Origin of the sequence: Corynebacterium suranareeae (assembly GCF_002355155.1) — a bacterium.
GTDB lineage: Bacteria > Actinomycetota > Actinomycetes > Mycobacteriales > Mycobacteriaceae > Corynebacterium > Corynebacterium suranareeae.
Genome location: NZ_AP017369.1, coordinates 2,783,107 through 2,799,576, shown reverse-complemented (window position 1 = coordinate 2,799,576; position 16,470 = coordinate 2,783,107). Strand labels below are relative to the sequence as shown.

Sequence of the window (16,470 nt, the reverse complement as noted above, 5' to 3'; positions counted from 1 at the left end):
CGATCGAGAACGCCCTAAGGACGAACTTACTGCTCCATCTACCCTTGAGAGTCAGTAGTCTGTCCGGGTTAAGGCCGATAGTAATAGTCCTGACATAGCTTGCAAGAGGTAAAGATTACTTGACCATCTCATGGAGCTTCAATCGTCTTGGGAAACTACCGATGCTTACCGTTATCCGGATAGGCTCCTATTGCTTGCAAGCTGTGATCCAAACTCATACTTCATCCTAATATCAGCTACTTAGCGAGCAACAAGCAATTGATACTCCAACGTTATCGATCGGGAAGCTTCTTAACCACGTGCCGCCTCGAAATGGTGTTTGGAGGGTAAGCGGCTCTTCCGGATTTAGAGTGCATTGATCTTATGGACCAACTGCCCAGAATGGATAAGGCATCGCAGAATGTAGTGGTTCAGATTACGGAAACCTAGAGCAATCCCACGCAAATGCTCCAATCGTCCGTTGATCGCTTCAACCGGACCGTTGGACACACCCACATCAAAATAGGCCAACACATCACCAAGGCGTTTAAACAAACTACGACCCAACTGGACTAGTTCCTTATTCGGCCCCTTCAACACGCGTAGCTGATCAATAATGGCGCGCATTTTCTTCTTCGCTTCACGCTTATTACCCATCTGGTAACAATCAATAATCGCCTGATACGCAAGCCACGCTAGTTTAGATTCAGTTGTTTCATTAAGTTACTTTGTTGTGGTTAGCGTGCTGGCACTTAACAAAAGTGACAAGTCAAGTGAGTTCTTTAGGATAATTAGTATTACTGGTGATATTTATAGTTCCTTGAATGTAGGATTCGATCCAACTATTCATAACAATAACTCGGTAGGATCAAGGGCTTTTGGACTCGGAATTGTAGTGACAATTGCAACCGGTCTTACTGAGCTCATTGATCTCATTTGGGGGTAGGAATGATGATCTGAAGTGGCCACTTCTGCAGCATTCTCGTTTTGTTCTCTTTTGGTATTGTGCCTTGCTAAACCGGCCGGGGAGAGGTCCTGGCCGTTCATCCCGCTGCTTGATAATTATTCTTTCCGTATTTGAATCTTCGAGTTTCAAAGCTTCATTAATGCAATAGATCCATATTCTTGGATCACGCTAAGGTTTCCTAACCCCACAAAACCTCACAAACGCTCCTACCAGTGAAATCACACACAAGAACATGCGCATACGCTAATTGTTGCTAGAGTTTGCTAAGCAACTATCCGCCCCCGTTTTCTGCACGTCGCAGGAACCGGGGCGGTATGCATTTACCTCGCGATAGCGCCCTTTAATTCGAGAAAGGAGCTGGAGCCTTGTCTTCCTCCAGCAACCCCACCTCCAGTAATCCCACCCCAGAATCGGTTGGGATCCCGAGAAATGTTGTCATCATTTTGGCTGTATTAGTTTTTACAGCTTTTGTCATGATGTTGAATGAAACCACACTGGCAGTCGCGTTGCCGTCGATCATGGCAGATTTTGATATTGAGGCTAATACTGCGCAGTGGCTGCTTACCGGTTTTATGCTGACCATGGCAGTGGTACTTCCAGCTACTGGTTGGATGTTGGAACGCTTTACTACTCGTAGTGTGTTTATTTTCGCCACGGTGATCTTCCTGATCGGTACAGTGACCGCTGCGTTGGCACCTACTTTTGCGATTATGTTGGCAGCCCGCGTTGCTCAGGCGATTGGTACTGCTGTGATCATGCCGCTGCTGATGACGGTTGCGATGACCGTGGTACCTCCAGAGCGTCGCGGTGCTGTCATGGGTTTGATTGCAGTGGTTATGGCTGTTGGTCCTGCGCTTGGGCCAAGTGTTGCTGGTTTGGTGCTTAATTTTTCCTCGTGGCACGCTATTTTCTGGGTGATGGTTCCGTTGGTGTTTGTGGCAGCTCTGATCGGTGCGCTGCGTTTGACCAACATTAACGAGCCTAAAAAGACTCCTTTGGATGTTATTTCCTTCCTGATTTCCGCTGTGGCGTTCGGTGGCCTTGTCTATGGTTTAAGTTCCATTGGCGACATTTTGGAAGGCGGCAAAAATGCGTTGATCGTGTTGGCTGTCGGCATCATCGCGCTGGTTGCGTTTGTGTGGCGTCAGAATTCCTTGGAGGATAAGGCGCTGTTGGATCTGCGGCCTTTGGCAATCCGCGAGTACACCGTCCCGCTGATCGTGCTTTTGACACTGTTCGGCGCACTGCTCGGTGTGATGAATACGCTGCCGCTCTACCTGCAGGGATCGTTGATGGTCACCGCTTTGGTGGCAGGTCTAGTGCTGTTGCCGGGTGGACTTTTGGAAGGTGTGCTGTCGCCATTTGTGGGTCGGATTTATGATCGCCACGGACCGCGCGGACTCGTGATCGGCGGTATGTCACTCGTTGTGATCTCCCTGTTTGCACTGTCCACCGTCGATGAGTTCGCCAACGTGTGGTTCATCATCGGCGTACACATCGTGTTCTCCATCGGCCTTGCGCTGCTGTTCACTCCACTGATGACAGTCGCGCTCGCCTCCGTCCCCGACAACCTCTACGGCCACGGCTCCGCGATCCTCAACACCCTCCAACAGCTCGCCGGCGCTGCAGGCACCGCGGTTATGATTGCGGTTTATTCCACCGTCAGCAAAAACATGCTTATCGACGGCGCCACCCAACAAACCGCCCTCGCCAACGGCGCCAATTCAGCATTCTTTGCCTCAGCGTGCCTCGCGGTTTTTGCACTGATTGTGAGCTTCTTCATTAAAAGGCCAGCCCGCTAAGCTTGATCGCATGATCAGCATCGGAACAGACCTCGTTCACATTTCGGCGTTCGCAGAGCAGCTTGCACAGCCGGGAAGTTCTTTCGTGGAGGTGTTTTCCGCAGGGGAGCGTCGAAAAGCAAATGAACGCGAGGGAAGCCGCTACGCCGAGCATTTGGCAGGGCGCTGGGCGGCAAAAGAATCTTTTATTAAGGCCTGGTCACAGGCCATTTATGGGCAGCCGCCCGTGATCGCGGAAGAAGCCGTGGTGTGGCGCGACATCGAAGTGCGCGCCGACGCGTGGGGGCGGGTCGCCATAGAATTAGCCCCCGGCCTCGCGCAGGTTGTGCGGGAATCCATTGGGGAATTTTCCACCAGTTTGAGCATCAGCCACGACGGCGACTATGCCGTGGCGACGTGCGTGTTGACTAGCCAGTAGCCACAGAGAAGAGATAAGAAATCAGCATTCTTTTGATTTCTTCAACGATGCTTTCAAACGCTTCTTCGGAGGTGTTTACATCACGCACGGCATAGTTGAGCAGGGAACTCACGGTATGAACCAGCAGTCCAGCAAGTGACATGCGCTCCTCATAACCTGCTCCACGAGCAAGCGGGCGCATCACTTCCGCGATTATTTCCAGCATCTCCTTTTCCGTGGCGGCAGCTGTTGCGCGCGTGGCGGGAGTCGACTGGATGGCATGCCACACGGCCCGCCGAGATGGATCATCGCGCCATAATCTTGCCAAGTGCTCAATGAACTCATCGAGGATATCTGGCCACTGCAACGCAGGAACTTGATCGGAAAATTTCTTTAACTCTGCGACAGCTTCCGCATTATCCACGCGGTCAAGCTCGCAGATAAGCACATACTTATTGGCAAAAAACTGATACAGCGTGCCGATCGGAACCTCAGCACGCTTAGCGACTTCATCGAAAGTAAAGGACTCAAAGCCTAAATCGACCAGCACTGAACGCGCAGCGGTGAGGATTCGATTGAATCTTTCACGACTGCGCTGCTGTGCAGGACGGCGGCGGGGCATTAAAATTTCAGTGCCCGCTACTTCCATGTGCTCGGAGTCCTTTTCGGATGTCATAAAATTCTTATGCTGCAGTGATCTCTCGGACGATGCGCTCAACGTGTCCAGTTGCACGAACATTGTACTTGGCTAAACCAACGGTGCCATCAGCATTGATGAGGAATGTGGAACGAATTACACCCTGAACAATTTTGCCGTAATTCTTTTTCTCACCAAACGCACCCCACGCAGTCATCACAGACTTGTCCTCATCGGATAGAAGAGGGAAGTTTAAGTCATGGTCCTCACGGAACTTCACGAGCTTGTCCACCGGATCCGGCGAAATGCCAACAACTGCGATGTCTAAATCATTAAGGCTGCTCAAAGAATCACGGAAATCGCATGCTTCCTTGGTGCAACCTGGCGTGTTGGCTTTGGGGTAGAAGTACACCAGAACTTGTTTTCCGGCGAAATCACTAAGTGAGGTGGTCGAACCCGAATCATTCGGTAGGGAAAATGCGGGTGGGGTATCTCCAACGTCAAGGCGTTTCGCTTCAGTCATGTATTCAACAATAGCCGGTGGCTTAGGATGTAGATACCTTGCATATAGGGTGATTTTGGGGACTGGTGCACCTTGCGGGCAAGTGTTCAGTAATATGGACTCCCAGTAACGGGTTTTCATGACGCGTTAATTTTTAGATGATCACAGATACACCAATCAGGAGTAGCCCAGTGGCACGCAACATTGAAGACATCCAGCGCGATATTGAGCGCACCCGCCGTCAGTTGGCTTCCACCCTCGACGAGCTAGCGGACCGCAGCAAGCCAGCCAACTTGGTCGATGATGCTAAGAACCAGGCAACCGAAAAGCTTCAGGAACCTAATGTCCAAAAGGTACTTCTGGGAGTAGCTGCAGTAGTTGTCGGCGCAGTTGTTTTCAGCATTGTGCGCGGCCGCAAAAAGGCCAACGATCTGAAGGAAATCCAGCGCCTGCTTTCCGAGCGCTAGGTTAAACCAGGACCGCCCCAGCCTCATGTAGTTCTTCTAACGCGCGGTCCCCGGCATTAAAGTCCACTGCCGAGCACATCGATGTAAGAATGCGTACCTTGAAACCTTCTTTCAAAGCATCCAGGGCAGTGGCGCGTACGCAATGATCCGTTGCAATACCTACGATATCTAGGTCTGTCACATCTTTGTTTTTCAACCACGGACCTAGAAGTAGTTCTTCTCCCGCCGCAGTGCCTTCAAATCCGGAATAGGCAGCGGTGTAGTGGCCTTTGCGGAAGTATTCATCGATGCTGTCAGTGTGGATGCGCTCATGCATCGCTGCGCCAGCGGAATCTGCAACGCAGTGAATCGGCCAGGAGTTTTTAAAGTCCGGGGTTTCAGAGAAGTGCTCACCTGGGTCGATGTGCCAATCTTGGGTAACCACGACGACATCGTATTCAGCCCCGTGAGAGAGCTGGTACGCACCGATTTTTCCGGCTACTTCATCGCCTCGTTCTGTGGCTAGGCTGCCACCAGGGCAGAAATCTTTTTGAACATCAACCAGAATCAGAGCGCGTGCCATGTTGGGACCCTTTCGTGGAATGAGTGCATGTTGCTCCCTAAAGTCTAGCTTTGGACAATCCCGGGCCTCTAGTCTTCTTTGTTGAGTGCGTGGTCGCGGAGGCGTTCAAACCTTGCCTGCATACGATCACGCAGCAACTGGCCCCAGATCCCTCTCGGCATCTCTTTCACCAAAGGTCCCGCAGGTCTGGTGATCGCTGGGACATCCATCGGCCCGATCCACTTAATCTCGGCCATCCCATTAGCCTCAGCTTCATAGCGGTGATCGGTTTTCATATTGTGATGCCGCTGGCACAACAACTGCAGGTTCCACTCTGCTGTGGGGCCACCTTGATCCCACGGGATGATGTGGTCGACTTGGCACTTACTGGCTGGTACACAGCACCCTGGGAAGCGGCAATGCCCATCCCTCGCCCTGATTAGGGCTTTCATCTTCTCACTCGGGGTGTAGGACTTCTCCGTGCGCTCTGCCACCTCATCCAGATCCTTAGTGCACACCAAGGTCGCATGAGCATAGGCCTCAGGATCAATATCACCGTCATCTGGGGACCACAGCTGCTCAGGATGATGATGAGGGCTATAGAGATACTTGGTGATCTTCACGTCCGTTTGGCTGGTGATAAACGCCATGAATGCTTCAGGCAGATCCACGTCTTGCTCGGCAAGCTTGTTCAGTAAGTCATTGAGTAGGTGGCGGTCATGGCCGCTGATTTTGATGCGGACATAGGTGGCGTCATCGGTGGTGGTGACTTTGACGTAGTCCTCAGTCTGTGGGGTGGTGTTGGCGTGGTCTGGGTCGAGTTCTTTGATCCAGGTGGCAATACGTTTTGCCAGTGTGGAGGATTGGATCATGACTTCGCCGTTGGTGACTGGGGTTAAAGCGTCGGTGATGCGTAGGTCGAGTTCTTCCCATAGGGTAGGGTCTGCTTTGGCGACGGCGACCATGATGGAGGAAAGGTAGCGGATGCTGAGGAAGAAGTAGCGTTCTTGGATAGCACGCAAGTGTGGGAGGTTGGTCATGGCGGCCATAGCGTTAAGGCCGTTGTTGACTTCGTGGCGGGAGAAGCCGGTGATGCGGATGACTTCGGTGATAAAGGAGTCTGCGTCCATGTTGTCTGAGTCGGTGGTGAGTGTGACCCAGAGTTGGTGGGTGTCGCGGTTGATGTCGGTGGTGTAGTGGGCGTATGGGTCGTGTGGGTTGTTGTGGCTGAAGTAGATTTCTTGGATCATGATTCCCCCTGGATGTCATGTGTTCTACTGCCATGGTGCCTTATGGGGTGGACACCTACAACCTTTTTGTTCGAACAGTTATTCGATTGTTAGATTTGAAGAAAAACCATATTAGAACACTGAATTGGACGCAAATCCCTGTTCTAATATGGGCTTTAGGGTTTTACTTGTTGCGGATCCATTCAGCTGATGCTGCAGCTAGCTCTTCGATGCTGTGGACAACGTCGAAGACTTTGCCATCTTCATCGCTTTCCAATGGTTCGAGAGTGGCAAATTGGGAATCCAGCAAGGTGGATGGCATGAAGTGATCTTCGCGCGCCTTCATTCGGGAAAGAAGGAGATCGTAGTCGCCGTGGAGATGGACAAAAATGGTGCCTGGGCACTTGGTGCGCAGTAGGTCGCGGTAGGAGCGCTTGAGTGCGGAACACGCAATGACGCCATTGGGTCGGTCGCGGAGCCACTTGCCAACCTGGACTAGCCACCATGCGCGGTCGTCGTCGTCAAGCGCTTGGCCGGAGGCCATTTTGTCGATGTTTTCCTGGGGGTGAAGCTCGTCGCCGTCTTTGTATTCGATTCCAAGCTCTGCGGCAAGGGCTTCGCCTACTGAGGATTTGCCGCAACCGGAAACGCCCATGACGACAATGTGCAGGCCTTCGGCTGCTGACATGTCTGATCCTTTCTCTGGTGGTATCTCGACTGCACGGTGCAGGAAATCACCACAAAACTTATTGGTACTATCATAACCTTTTGTGGGTGATTTTGTAAGATCTAAAGCACAGTCCCCGTGGTGTAAATGATCACATCACGGGGACTTTAGGGATTAAACATTCTTGTCGTTTGGAATGATTCTGGCCTGGAGCGGATACTTCCGGGCGTAGGTCTCAGCGACTAAATCAACGATCTGCTCGTAGGTCATTGACCCGGTATTGATCACGAGGTCATAGTCCTCATCACGGCTAGGATTCCACTGATACAGCGCGTAGGACATCTCTTGACGCAGTCGGTCTTCCAACGCGCACTGCTCAGCGGCAGCGGATTCAGAGAGCCCAGTTTTGTACATGACGCGTTCAATGCGCTTGTTCAAAGGCGCAATGAATTTAACGTGCAGGGTTCCAACGACCGGCCCTAAGACTAGGGCGCCATTTCGGCCCAGCATCACGCCACCATCAGCGACAGCTTCAAGTACTTCTGCGGTGTTCTTTCTTGCCAGCGCGGAGTTCGCCGCCAGGTTGGACGCTGCAGCCATATCTGCATCTTGGGTAGAACCGTAGGAGACCGTGCGTAGCCAACGGTTGAAACTGCTGTCAGAGATCAGCGCCTTCTTATCTACCTGCGCGAGAGTGTCTGAGCTAAATACTTGATTGATATACGTAACGCCCAGTCGCTTGGCAATCATTGGTGCGATATCTGATGCACCTGAACCACGCTGTCCAAACACAGTGATGATTGGTGGGTGATCCTCATGAATGGGGCGGATTATGGTGTTGCGGCCATCGCCAATTTCGGCGATTTGAACCTGATCGGAGGTTACTCCGTGGCGGCCAGCAACGGCATTTTGCATACGGCGTTCGTTGAGGTCGTCGATGATTTCGGCGTGCCTGCCAGCATCAAGCCGGTAAGCAATGATGATGATCAACGCGACGATGGCAAAACCTGCAGGGATTGCACCGGTTGCGATACGGATACCTTGCACTGCTTCAACACTTTGCGCGCCACCAGCCATGGAGGTGTAACCGAACGCTGCGATCACAGCACCGCCGATCCAACCACCAATACCTTGGCCACACTTACGGATGAAGGACACCACGGAGTATGTGCCACCCTCTGCACGGATGCTTGAATTCCATTCACCGTAATCCACGGTGTCGGCTTCCATGGAGAAGATCAGTGCGTTGGTGCAACCGATACCGATACCCAGCAAGAACCAGGTCACCACTGCTGGAAGGAGCTGGCCTGAAGGGATAATGAACATCAACAGGTAACCGACGATGACAAAACAAGCAGCCATCATAAAGCCATTGCGCTTGCCAATGCGCACCGTGATGGAAGGAATAAGTGTCGCCACCAAAATTGAGCCGACAGTTTGTGCACCCATCAACCAGGTAAACCATGAAGCATTGCCCAGAACATCGCGGGTGTAGTACATCGCCACAGCGTTGTTGGTAAACATCGCGCTGAGCAGGAAGAACGTGCTGGCACACAAGATGATCAGTGGGCGGTTTTGGCCAATCATCTTGAAGGTGGATTTGAAGGAAATCTTGCCTTCGGGGCGAGGAACAACCTCACGGGAGTTGGCAAAACAAATCAGGTACAAACACACTGCAATGACACCGAGCACCAAACAAGTGATGGTGAATTTCAACCGCATATTATCTGCAGCAGTATCTGCGAACTGTGGTGCCACGACGGCAGACAGCAACACGCTAGCCAGTGATGAAGTGATGGAACGTGCGCCAGACAGCTTTGAACGATCCACAGGATCTTGGGTCATAGATGCTGACAAAGAACCGTATGGAATGTTGACAAAGGAATATGCCAGCTGGAATAGGGCATCAAGCAGGAAAATCCAGGCGATGGCAGCGGCACCGCTTAAACCTGCCGGAGTACTAAACAGCAGCACAAACACAATGGCCAGTGGGGTGGAACCGAACAAGATCCATGGTCGCAGGCGTCCCCACTTGGTTTGGAAACGGTCCACTGTTTGTCCAGCGATTAGGTCAGCTGCACCTGCCCAGATCTTTGTTACACCGTAGATCGTGCCGGCTACTGCCGCTGAAATACCAACGATGTCTGTCATGTACACCATGATGAACATCGAGGTCATGCTGAACATGAGGTTGTTGGCTATATCGCCAAACGCATAGGTGAGTACGCGGTGGTTGGGCAGGGTACCACCTGCCGTTCGCTCCTTGACTGGGGTAGTCACGTGAATCTCCAAGTTTTTAGATGGTTGTGCCAAGTCCCGGAGAATTCAATTGGCCGGCAGGTGGCACGTTAAAAATAAGGTGTAGCGATTTAAGAGAGTTCCGCAACGAGGTTGGTGATGTGGGTTGCCACGTCATCGTTCGAAGCGAGCTCGGAATCGAGAAGGTTTAGAAGAGCGAGGGGGGCGTCGTCAAGCAATTTTGCCTCGTTGATTTCGGACGCGCGGGTGTCGCGGACTTCCTCGGTGCCTAGGACGTAGGCGATCCACGCTGCAATCGACAGCGCGGCACCATTTCCGGGGCGGCCGGCTGCGAGTTCGGCCTTGAGGATTGGGACGGCGCGCATGCGCTGCTTCGTGGCTCCATCGATGGCGATCTGCGCCAAGTTGTGCACGATGCGAGGGTTTTCGAAACGCTCGATCAGACTTTGGCGGTAGCCAGGAACATTAAGGCCTTCGGCGGTGAGGTGGTTTGCTGCCTCATCCCACAGCGCTTCCACATGGGAACGCACAACAGAATCATTGATTGCATCTGCAACGGTTGCATGCCCGCGCAGCTGACCAAGATAAGCCATGAGGGAGTGGGAGCCGTTGAGAAGCCACAGCTTACGGCGCTCAAACTGCTCGATGTCAGAGACGAACTCCACGCCAGCGTTCTCCCAATTAGGACGTCCAGCTGGGAATTCGCCTTCGATGATCCATGAAGCGAAAGGTTCAGTAACCGCAGGGGCATTGTCGTGGAAACCGGTTTGCTTCTCGACGTCTGCGATCAAAGAATCTTCTGTAGCTGGGGTGATGCGGTCAATGGAGGTGGAAGGGAACGTGACGTTTTCCTCGATCCACCCAGCCAAATCTTCAGACACCTTGGAGGCAAGCCCCAATACAGATCCAGCAGTCAACGCACCGTTGTCTGCAATGTTATCGCAGCTCATGATCGCTATTCCGCCAGCTTCAGCAGCTTTTCGTGCTGCTAGGCCCTTAACCAATTTGCCAGCGGCGGTCTTCAGCTCTAGTGAATCTCCGGCAAGCGCTTTCAAATCCGCTGCAACATCCTCATTAGCCTCATCTAAGGATCCATCTGCAGCCAAGTGGTAGCCAGCCTCGGTGATGGTCAAGGTAACCACTGCGACCTGTGGATCAGCCATCAGCTCAACGAGGCGTTCCACATTTGCGGCAGGCTGTGCCTCAACGAGAGAGGAGATCAACTCAGGTGAATCGCCTTCGCCAGAGCGGGTGACCAACGTGTACAAACCATCCTGCGGAGTTAACGCATCAGACATCCGGGCGCTGCGGCCAGTAAAGGAAGCATAACCCCAGTCTGGATCAGCTTTTTGGGTGTACCACACCTGGTGTGCGCGGTGGAAAGCACCAAGACCTAGGTGAACGAGACGAACTGGAGGGGCGTCTGGGCAGGATGCGTTTTTGCGGTTTAGTGGTGTGCTCATAGTTTGAAAACCCTCCTTGGGGAAGCATCGATTAGGTCCACAATGATTTCAGCTGCGCGGCTTTCCGTGAGGCGGTGCTCTGCTACCAGTCGTGCCAGGTAGTTTGCTTCTACTCGGCGGGAGGTGTTGTGGCGTGCAGGGATCGAGCAGTATGCGCGGGTATCGTCAATGAAGCCGGAGTAACGGGAGAAACCGGTGGTGCCTGTGGTGGCAGCGCGGAAGCGGTTCATCGCATCAATCTCATCGATGAACCACCAAGGTGCACCAACATACGCAGCGGGGTAGTAGCCAGCTAGTGGGGCGACTTCGCGTGAGTACACGGACTCATCGATGGTGAACATGACAAAGTGGAAGTCTTTATTTTCACCGAAATCACTCAGCAGTGGGCGCAGACCGTTGGTAAATTCCATCTGGAATGGAATGTCTGCTCCGATATCAGCACCGAATTTCTTTTGCGCAGAAGCAGAGTGGTTGCGGTACACACCTGGGTGGATGGTCATGACCAAACCATCGTCCTGGCACATTTCTGCGAAACGGTAGGTGGTGTTTGCTTCGAAAGCACGCATTTCCGCCAAGGTTGCGGTTCCTGCTAGTCCCTTGTCCAGGATCTTTTGTGCGTCTTCGTGGCTAAGTGGGGTGGTGTCGGTATCGTGCAGGCCGTGGTCTGCGGAGGTTGCACCGTGCTCGATGAAGTACTGGCGGCGGTTGCGCATCGCCTGGAGGTAGCCCTCCCAGCCGGATTTGCCGTCACCTGCTACGTCGATAAGCTTGGTGGTTTTTTCAGCCCAGCCAGCGTTGTACATCTTGGTGTACGCATCTGGGCGGAAGGTTGGCAGCACGCGAGGGGAGAAGGTTGGATCGTCAGCCAGTGCTTTGTGGTCTGCTAGATCATCAAGTGGATCATCAGTGGTGGCCAGCACTTCTAGGTTGAATTGCTCAGCTAGCGCGCGAGGACGGAAATCTGGCTTAGCCAAGATATCGGAGAGCTCATCAAAGATGGCATCCGCATTTTCCGGAGTGCCCACACTTAGGCGCTCAGCGTTGATGCCAAAGACGTGTTCGAATTCCTGCTCCACCCAGTAGCCAGTGGCAGTACCTGCATAAAGATCCCAGTGGGCAAGGAAAATACGCCAAGCCTCGCGCGGGCTTTTGCCTTCATGTCCACCGACACGCAGATCAGCCAAGTCAACGCCTGCGGAGTGCATCATGCGGGTGAGGTAGTGATCAGGGCTGATCAACAAGCTAGTTGGATCAGGAAACGCTTCATCTTTAACAAACATGGACGCTTCCAAGTGACCATGTGGGGAGATGATGGGTAAATCTTCAACGTGCGCGAGGAGTCGACGGGCGATGTCACGAGTACCGGGATCAGCTGGCAGCAACCGATCGGGGTGTGATGCATGTGAAGTAGTCATAGCTTTATGATCACCCGTCACACTCAGCGATATCTACTTGTTGCCAATTGTTGCAACAGAAGATCCCAATCAAGAATCAGGAGAAGCCTTTAGCGACGATTCCCGCACAATGAGACGCGTGGGCAGCTCACGTGGTTTAGCCATCAAAGGTGCTTTCATGCCTTTGAGCAGTGCGATCAGATTGGCGGTTGCCACTCGACCAACCGCCCGAAGCGGTCCTGCCACCGTAGTCAGCGAGGGTGTGCTCAGCACCGAAATCTCCGTATTATCAAAACCCACGACCGCAACATCTTGAGGCACCCGCACGCCAGAAAGCCTCGCTTGCTGCATAAATCCCAGCGCCACCAAGTCGTTGAAGCAAATCACCGCATCCGTAGGATCCTTCGCCCACAGCTCAAATGCACGCCGCCCACCGACAAAATCCGGCGACTCCACCGACAGCGTCTTCACCTTAGGTTTTAACAAATGACGCATCCTACCTGGCTGCACCGTGACACTCCGCGAGATCGAAATAGCGCTTGTCGACGCCCCCCTCTTCGCATCAGCGGCCACCGCCAGCGAGCTTGCTGCATCAACGAGCCCGCGCCAGCGCGTGGCATCCGCCCACGATTTATTAGGACCTGCAATATAGGTGATGGACTTGCACCCCTGATCAACCAAATGCACAACGGCTTTTGCTGCCCCGTCATAGTTATCCACCATCACACTGGGGATTCCTTGCACCTCACGGCTCATTAATACAGTGGGGATTTCTCTAGCGACCTTTTGGATTTCTCCCGAATCCATCCGAGAAGCCGCCAATAATAAGCCATCGGCGTGTGGCACAATCTTGTCCAGCACCTGCCTGGACTTGATCGCAGACTCCCGGGCGTCGACAAGCGCAACCGTATAGCCCTGCGTGCTTGCAGCATGCTGCGCGCCCCGGAAAATTTCCAAAAAGAACGGGTTGGAGGCATCCGCTGCAACCATGGCGATGATGCCGGTGTTCTGGCGCTGAAAAGCGGGCGTTTCCACATGCCGGCCGTAACCTACCTGAAGAGCTGCCTGACGGATCTTCTCAGCGGTAGAAAAACTCACACGCCCAGGCTGCGAAAACGCCCTGGACACAGTGGAAGGGGAAACGCCAGCGACTTTTGCTACATCATAGATGGTGGCCTTTGAATCCCCCGAATCTGTCATGAAAATGAGTATATAGCGCAAAAGAAATCATTAGGCTGGCGTTCATGCTGACGATGCCCATTCCTGAGTACCTGCGCGAAATTTTGGACAATGTCCGAAACAACACCTCCGGCGAGGTAGCTGACTACATCCCAGAATTACACACTGCCGACCCAAACCCACTGGCAGTAGCGATATGCACCGTCGATGGACGCATCTACAGCGCTGGTGATGATGACACCGAATTCACCATGCAAAGTATTTCCAAACCCTTTGCCTACGCATTAGCACTTCAAGAATGTGGCTTGGACAAAGTATCGTCAGCCGTCGCACTAGAACCCTCCGGCGAAGCCTTCAACGAACTCTCCCTCGACGGTGAAAACCGACCCATGAACCCCATGATCAACGCCGGTGCCATCGCGATTAACCAATTAATCAACGGCTCAGAATCCTCAGTGGAAGACCGCGTGGAAAAACTGCGCCAATATTTCTCCGAACTAGCCGGCCGCGAACTAACCATCGACCGAGTCCTCGCCGAATCTGAAATCAGCGTCGCCGACCGCAACCTCTCCATCGCACACATGCTGCGCAATTACGGTGTCATTGAAGACGAAGCCCACGACGCCGTTTTAAGCTACACCCTCCAATGCGCCATCAAAGTAACCGCGCGCGATCTAGCAGTCATGACGGCAACGCTTGCCGCCGGTGGCACGCATCCCATCACCGGAAAGAAGCTTCTCGACGCCCGCGTCTGCCGCCTAACTCTTTCCGTTATGGCCTCAGCGGGCATGTACGACGAAGCTGGTCAGTGGCTGTCCACCGTAGGAATCCCCGCCAAATCAGGAGTCGCCGGTGGCCTGATCGGAATCCTGCCAGGCCAATTGGGAATCGCCACATTCTCCCCACGGCTTAACCCCAAAGGCAACAGCGTGCGCGGCGTAGACATTTTCAAACGGCTTTCCGACGACATGGGCCTCCACCTCATGTCCACCGAGCAGGTATCCGGCCACGCAGTACGATCGATTACCAAAGAAGGCGACACCACCTTCATCCAAATGCAAGGTGCCATGAACTTCTCCGCCAGCGAAAGCTTCCTCCACGCCATCGTTGAACACAACTTTGAAGGCAAAGAGGTTGTCCTCGATCTCACCCGCGTTCTCAGCTTCCACCCCGTAGCTATCCGCATGATCAAAGAAGGCCTCAAACGTATCCGCGACGCAGGCTTTGAAGTATCCATCCTCGACCCGGATGACGTACTGCCCGATTTCACATTCTCCGACGGCACCATCTGCACGCAGCGAACATGACCGGTAGTTTTAGTACTTAAATAAAATTAAGGAGATTTTCCGTGAAAAAGAAGCTGATGGTTACCACTCTCATTGCAGCGTGGAGCTTAAGTGCGTGCAGCTCCGAACCAGCCGCCGCACCACTCGAAGCCGAGCCCCTACACAACCTGCTGATTAACGCATCCGAATCAGGGCTAGACAATGCAGTAGAAGCCAACGACACTTCGCTGAGCAGCCAACCCATTAACCTGACTGTAGTTAATGGGGCCTCCGAAATCGACGGCACATGCGGCGAAGCACTCCAAGCCGTTGAAGGCGTAGAAGTCCCAACCGTGGCTAGCGCCTCCCGAGCGCTATCTTCTGGAGAAAGCCAAGTGGGTATTGCTCTATATTCCACACCCGATGACAACGACACCTCACCAATGGACCTCTACGCCGACATCGCCGACGCCTGCACCGATGCTGTTGTCGATTCCACCAACACCACCTACACATTCGAGCAACTAGATTCCGTGCCAGACGGAGCCGCCGGATTCACACTCAACATCGAAGTCTCCCCAGACAACCAAGGATCCACCGTGATGATGATCCAACAACTAGGAAACCATCACCTCATTGTGGCAGGCCTTGAAACCACACCCGAAGAAACCGCCAGCGTATTCGAAGCTCAACGCACCAAACTTGAAGAAGGCCTGGCAGCTTAAACCCCGGCTTGGGTCAAATTAGTGCCGAAAATAGCTGTTTCCCGTGTGGTTGGCGGCATAAGACCAAACTAGGAGACCCAACATGTAAGTTTTTGAAGATTCTGGGTTTCCTGGTTTGGTCGCTCTCACAATCTGGTGCGACACCTGAAAAGTCATACCTCCCCAGAAGCGCTTCTAACGGGTTTTCAAGGGCTCGTGCATACAATTGCTCATCCAGAAAAACTCGAGGCCTTAAACAAGCGATGAACGCTAACGCGTGGGTCGGGTTAAACAGTTTTTTGCAGTCTGGGTGGACTTGAGTCCTCCAATGGAAAGAAAAATAAGCATCCAGGCTGCACCGATCATCAGGTAGGATGCGGCAGCCTTATGTCCCACGAACCACGCTTCATCCGATTTAAGAAGTTCAGTAGATCTGATCCCAATCCAAAAATTTGGCCTGAGCACTCACTTCTTTTTGCTTCCAAAAATATAGACACCATCCACCGAATCAGGTTGGGGATGGTTTGTAGATGTTAATTGGACTCGCGTTACGTCCCAGTAATCTGCGAATGGCAGTGTTTCTTGATAAATACTGCCTTCTTGTATCCATTCGAGAGCCTCAACTTTGTTCCATACCTTGAACTGCTTATGAAGGGTTGATGCATCTTTGATTCCAAAGAACCAAAGCAGCTCATAGAGACTGCACTCAGCGATGAAGTCATCTTGAAAAAGACGCAAACGAATATAGTTTTGATGCTGATCAAGGTTCTCAATATCTGAGAGGTCCCATAGTGGAGTTTTCAGGAGATTCATCTTGCCTCAACTGAATCATGATGTGTAGGAAAATCTTATGATTGTGATGTTACTGGCTAGAATTTTTAATCGAATGTAAACGTAACTGAATTGTTGCTATTTCATCAAAAATAGTGCACTAGGTGTACTTCATTAGTGATACTAGCGACACTTGGTTGAGGTTATTGCGAAGGCATTATTGATGCCCTATTTGCTATGCGCCAAT

16 protein-coding genes and 1 pseudogene are annotated in these 16,470 nt (G+C 52.6%); 5 read left to right on the top strand and 12 right to left on the bottom strand.

All coding sequences use genetic code 11. The annotated features are described in order from the left end of the window. Positions 1 to 345 precede the first annotated feature (345 nt). A pseudogene (locus tag N24_RS12975) lies at positions 346 to 681 on the bottom strand (transposase); the annotation flags it as partial. Positions 682 to 1,311: 630 nt separating this feature from the next. Between N24_RS12975 and N24_RS12970 the strand changes: the two are divergent. Together N24_RS12970 and acpS are read left to right on the top strand one after the other, a co-directional pair. Then, the gene (locus N24_RS12970; RefSeq protein ID WP_096457902.1) at positions 1,312 to 2,748 is read left to right on the top strand and encodes an MDR family MFS transporter; all 1,437 of its coding nucleotides are present in this window, start codon (positions 1,312 to 1,314) and stop codon (positions 2,746 to 2,748) included. A gap of 10 nt (positions 2,749 to 2,758) precedes the next feature. Beyond that, on the top strand, positions 2,759 to 3,166 hold the full coding sequence (gene acpS, locus N24_RS12965) for a holo-ACP synthase AcpS (protein WP_096457899.1): 408 nt from the start codon (positions 2,759 to 2,761) through the stop codon (positions 3,164 to 3,166). Here acpS and N24_RS12960 read toward each other — a convergent pair. Continuing rightward, on the bottom strand, positions 3,156 to 3,821 hold the full coding sequence (locus N24_RS12960) for a TetR/AcrR family transcriptional regulator (RefSeq protein ID WP_167382116.1): 666 nt from the start codon (positions 3,819 to 3,821) through the stop codon (positions 3,156 to 3,158). The genes acpS and N24_RS12960 overlap by 11 nt on opposite strands. 7 nt (positions 3,822 to 3,828) lie before the next feature. Beyond that, positions 3,829 to 4,305, bottom strand: a complete 477-nt coding sequence (gene bcp / locus N24_RS12955) for a thioredoxin-dependent thiol peroxidase (RefSeq protein ID WP_096457896.1) — start codon at positions 4,303 to 4,305, stop codon at positions 3,829 to 3,831. A gap of 170 nt (positions 4,306 to 4,475) precedes the next feature. On the opposite strand from bcp, the gene N24_RS12950 reads away from it, so the two are divergent. Further along, a complete protein-coding gene (locus tag N24_RS12950; protein WP_096457893.1) occupies positions 4,476 to 4,751 on the top strand; it encodes a DUF3618 domain-containing protein in 276 nt (91 codons plus the stop codon). A 1-nt stretch (position 4,752) separates the two neighbouring features. Here the strand turns inward: N24_RS12950 and N24_RS12945 are convergent, their stop codons facing one another. The 7 genes from N24_RS12945 to N24_RS12915 all read right to left on the bottom strand — a co-directional run bounded on the left by N24_RS12945 (position 4,753) and on the right by N24_RS12915 (position 13,504). Beyond that, complete coding sequence (locus tag N24_RS12945) at positions 4,753 to 5,313, bottom strand: isochorismatase family protein (RefSeq protein ID WP_096457890.1); 561 nt, start codon at positions 5,311 to 5,313, stop codon at positions 4,753 to 4,755. A gap of 68 nt (positions 5,314 to 5,381) precedes the next feature. After that, positions 5,382 to 6,542: an HNH endonuclease signature motif containing protein gene (locus N24_RS12940; protein ID WP_096457887.1), complete on the bottom strand. Its 1,161-nt coding sequence runs from the start codon at positions 6,540 to 6,542 to the stop codon at positions 5,382 to 5,384. Between the two features lie 163 nt (positions 6,543 to 6,705). After that, the gene (locus N24_RS12935) at positions 6,706 to 7,209 is read right to left on the bottom strand and encodes a gluconokinase (protein ID WP_096457884.1); all 504 of its coding nucleotides are present in this window, start codon (positions 7,207 to 7,209) and stop codon (positions 6,706 to 6,708) included. A gap of 153 nt (positions 7,210 to 7,362) precedes the next feature. Beyond that, positions 7,363 to 9,468: a cytidylate kinase family protein gene (locus tag N24_RS12930; RefSeq protein ID WP_096457881.1), complete on the bottom strand. Its 2,106-nt coding sequence runs from the start codon at positions 9,466 to 9,468 to the stop codon at positions 7,363 to 7,365. 89 nt (positions 9,469 to 9,557) lie between these two features. Then, the gene (locus tag N24_RS12925) at positions 9,558 to 10,910 is read right to left on the bottom strand and encodes a mannitol dehydrogenase family protein (RefSeq protein WP_096457878.1); all 1,353 of its coding nucleotides are present in this window, start codon (positions 10,908 to 10,910) and stop codon (positions 9,558 to 9,560) included. Beyond that, a complete protein-coding gene (gene uxaC / locus N24_RS12920) occupies positions 10,907 to 12,325 on the bottom strand; it encodes a glucuronate isomerase (protein WP_096457875.1) in 1,419 nt (472 codons plus the stop codon). Before uxaC ends, N24_RS12925 begins: the two co-directional genes overlap by 4 nt. 69 nt (positions 12,326 to 12,394) lie before the next feature. Next, positions 12,395 to 13,504 (bottom strand): LacI family DNA-binding transcriptional regulator, encoded by a 1,110-nt coding sequence (locus N24_RS12915; RefSeq protein ID WP_096457872.1) that lies wholly within the window; start codon positions 13,502 to 13,504, stop codon positions 12,395 to 12,397. A 44-nt stretch (positions 13,505 to 13,548) separates the two neighbouring features. Here N24_RS12915 and N24_RS12910 point away from each other — a divergent pair, with 44 nt between their 5' ends. Both N24_RS12910 and N24_RS12905 read left to right on the top strand, forming a co-directional pair. Continuing rightward, positions 13,549 to 14,790 carry a glutaminase gene (locus tag N24_RS12910; RefSeq protein ID WP_096457869.1) on the top strand — a complete coding sequence of 414 codons (1,242 nt, stop codon included), beginning with the start codon at positions 13,549 to 13,551 and terminating at the stop codon, positions 14,788 to 14,790. A gap of 41 nt (positions 14,791 to 14,831) precedes the next feature. Further along, entirely contained in the window at positions 14,832 to 15,473 is a 642-nt protein-coding gene (locus N24_RS12905) for a hypothetical protein (protein ID WP_231911012.1), read from the top strand. Between the two features lie 249 nt (positions 15,474 to 15,722). On the opposite strand, the gene N24_RS12900 is transcribed toward N24_RS12905, so the two are convergent. Beyond that, positions 15,723 to 15,917, bottom strand: coding sequence for an SdpI family protein (locus N24_RS12900; protein WP_096457866.1), 195 nt, complete (start codon positions 15,915 to 15,917; stop codon positions 15,723 to 15,725). After that, positions 15,918 to 16,265: a hypothetical protein gene (locus tag N24_RS12895; protein WP_096457863.1), complete on the bottom strand. Its 348-nt coding sequence runs from the start codon at positions 16,263 to 16,265 to the stop codon at positions 15,918 to 15,920. Positions 16,266 to 16,470 lie beyond the last annotated feature (205 nt).

What these genes read in the sequence shown, in the direction of transcription:
- acpS (WP_096457899.1), top strand. Translation starts at nt 2,759, where the DNA reads ATGATCAGCATCGGAACAGACCTCGTTCACATTTCGGCGTTCGCAGAG.
- N24_RS12960 (WP_167382116.1), bottom strand. Translation starts at nt 3,821, where the DNA reads ATGACATCCGAAAAGGACTCCGAGCACATGGAAGTAGCGGGCACTGAA.
- bcp (WP_096457896.1), bottom strand. Translation starts at nt 4,305, where the DNA reads ATGACTGAAGCGAAACGCCTTGACGTTGGAGATACCCCACCCGCATTT.
- N24_RS12945 (WP_096457890.1), bottom strand. Translation starts at nt 5,313, where the DNA reads ATGGCACGCGCTCTGATTCTGGTTGATGTTCAAAAAGATTTCTGCCCT.
- N24_RS12940 (WP_096457887.1), bottom strand. Translation starts at nt 6,542, where the DNA reads ATGATCCAAGAAATCTACTTCAGCCACAACAACCCACACGACCCATAC.
- N24_RS12935 (WP_096457884.1), bottom strand. Translation starts at nt 7,209, where the DNA reads ATGTCAGCAGCCGAAGGCCTGCACATTGTCGTCATGGGCGTTTCCGGT.
- N24_RS12925 (WP_096457878.1), bottom strand. Translation starts at nt 10,910, where the DNA reads ATGAGCACACCACTAAACCGCAAAAACGCATCCTGCCCAGACGCCCCT.
- uxaC (WP_096457875.1), bottom strand. Translation starts at nt 12,325, where the DNA reads ATGACTACTTCACATGCATCACACCCCGATCGGTTGCTGCCAGCTGAT.
- N24_RS12915 (WP_096457872.1), bottom strand. Translation starts at nt 13,504, where the DNA reads ATGACAGATTCGGGGGATTCAAAGGCCACCATCTATGATGTAGCAAAA.
- N24_RS12910 (WP_096457869.1), top strand. Translation starts at nt 13,549, where the DNA reads ATGCTGACGATGCCCATTCCTGAGTACCTGCGCGAAATTTTGGACAAT.
- N24_RS12895 (WP_096457863.1), bottom strand. Translation starts at nt 16,265, where the DNA reads ATGAATCTCCTGAAAACTCCACTATGGGACCTCTCAGATATTGAGAAC.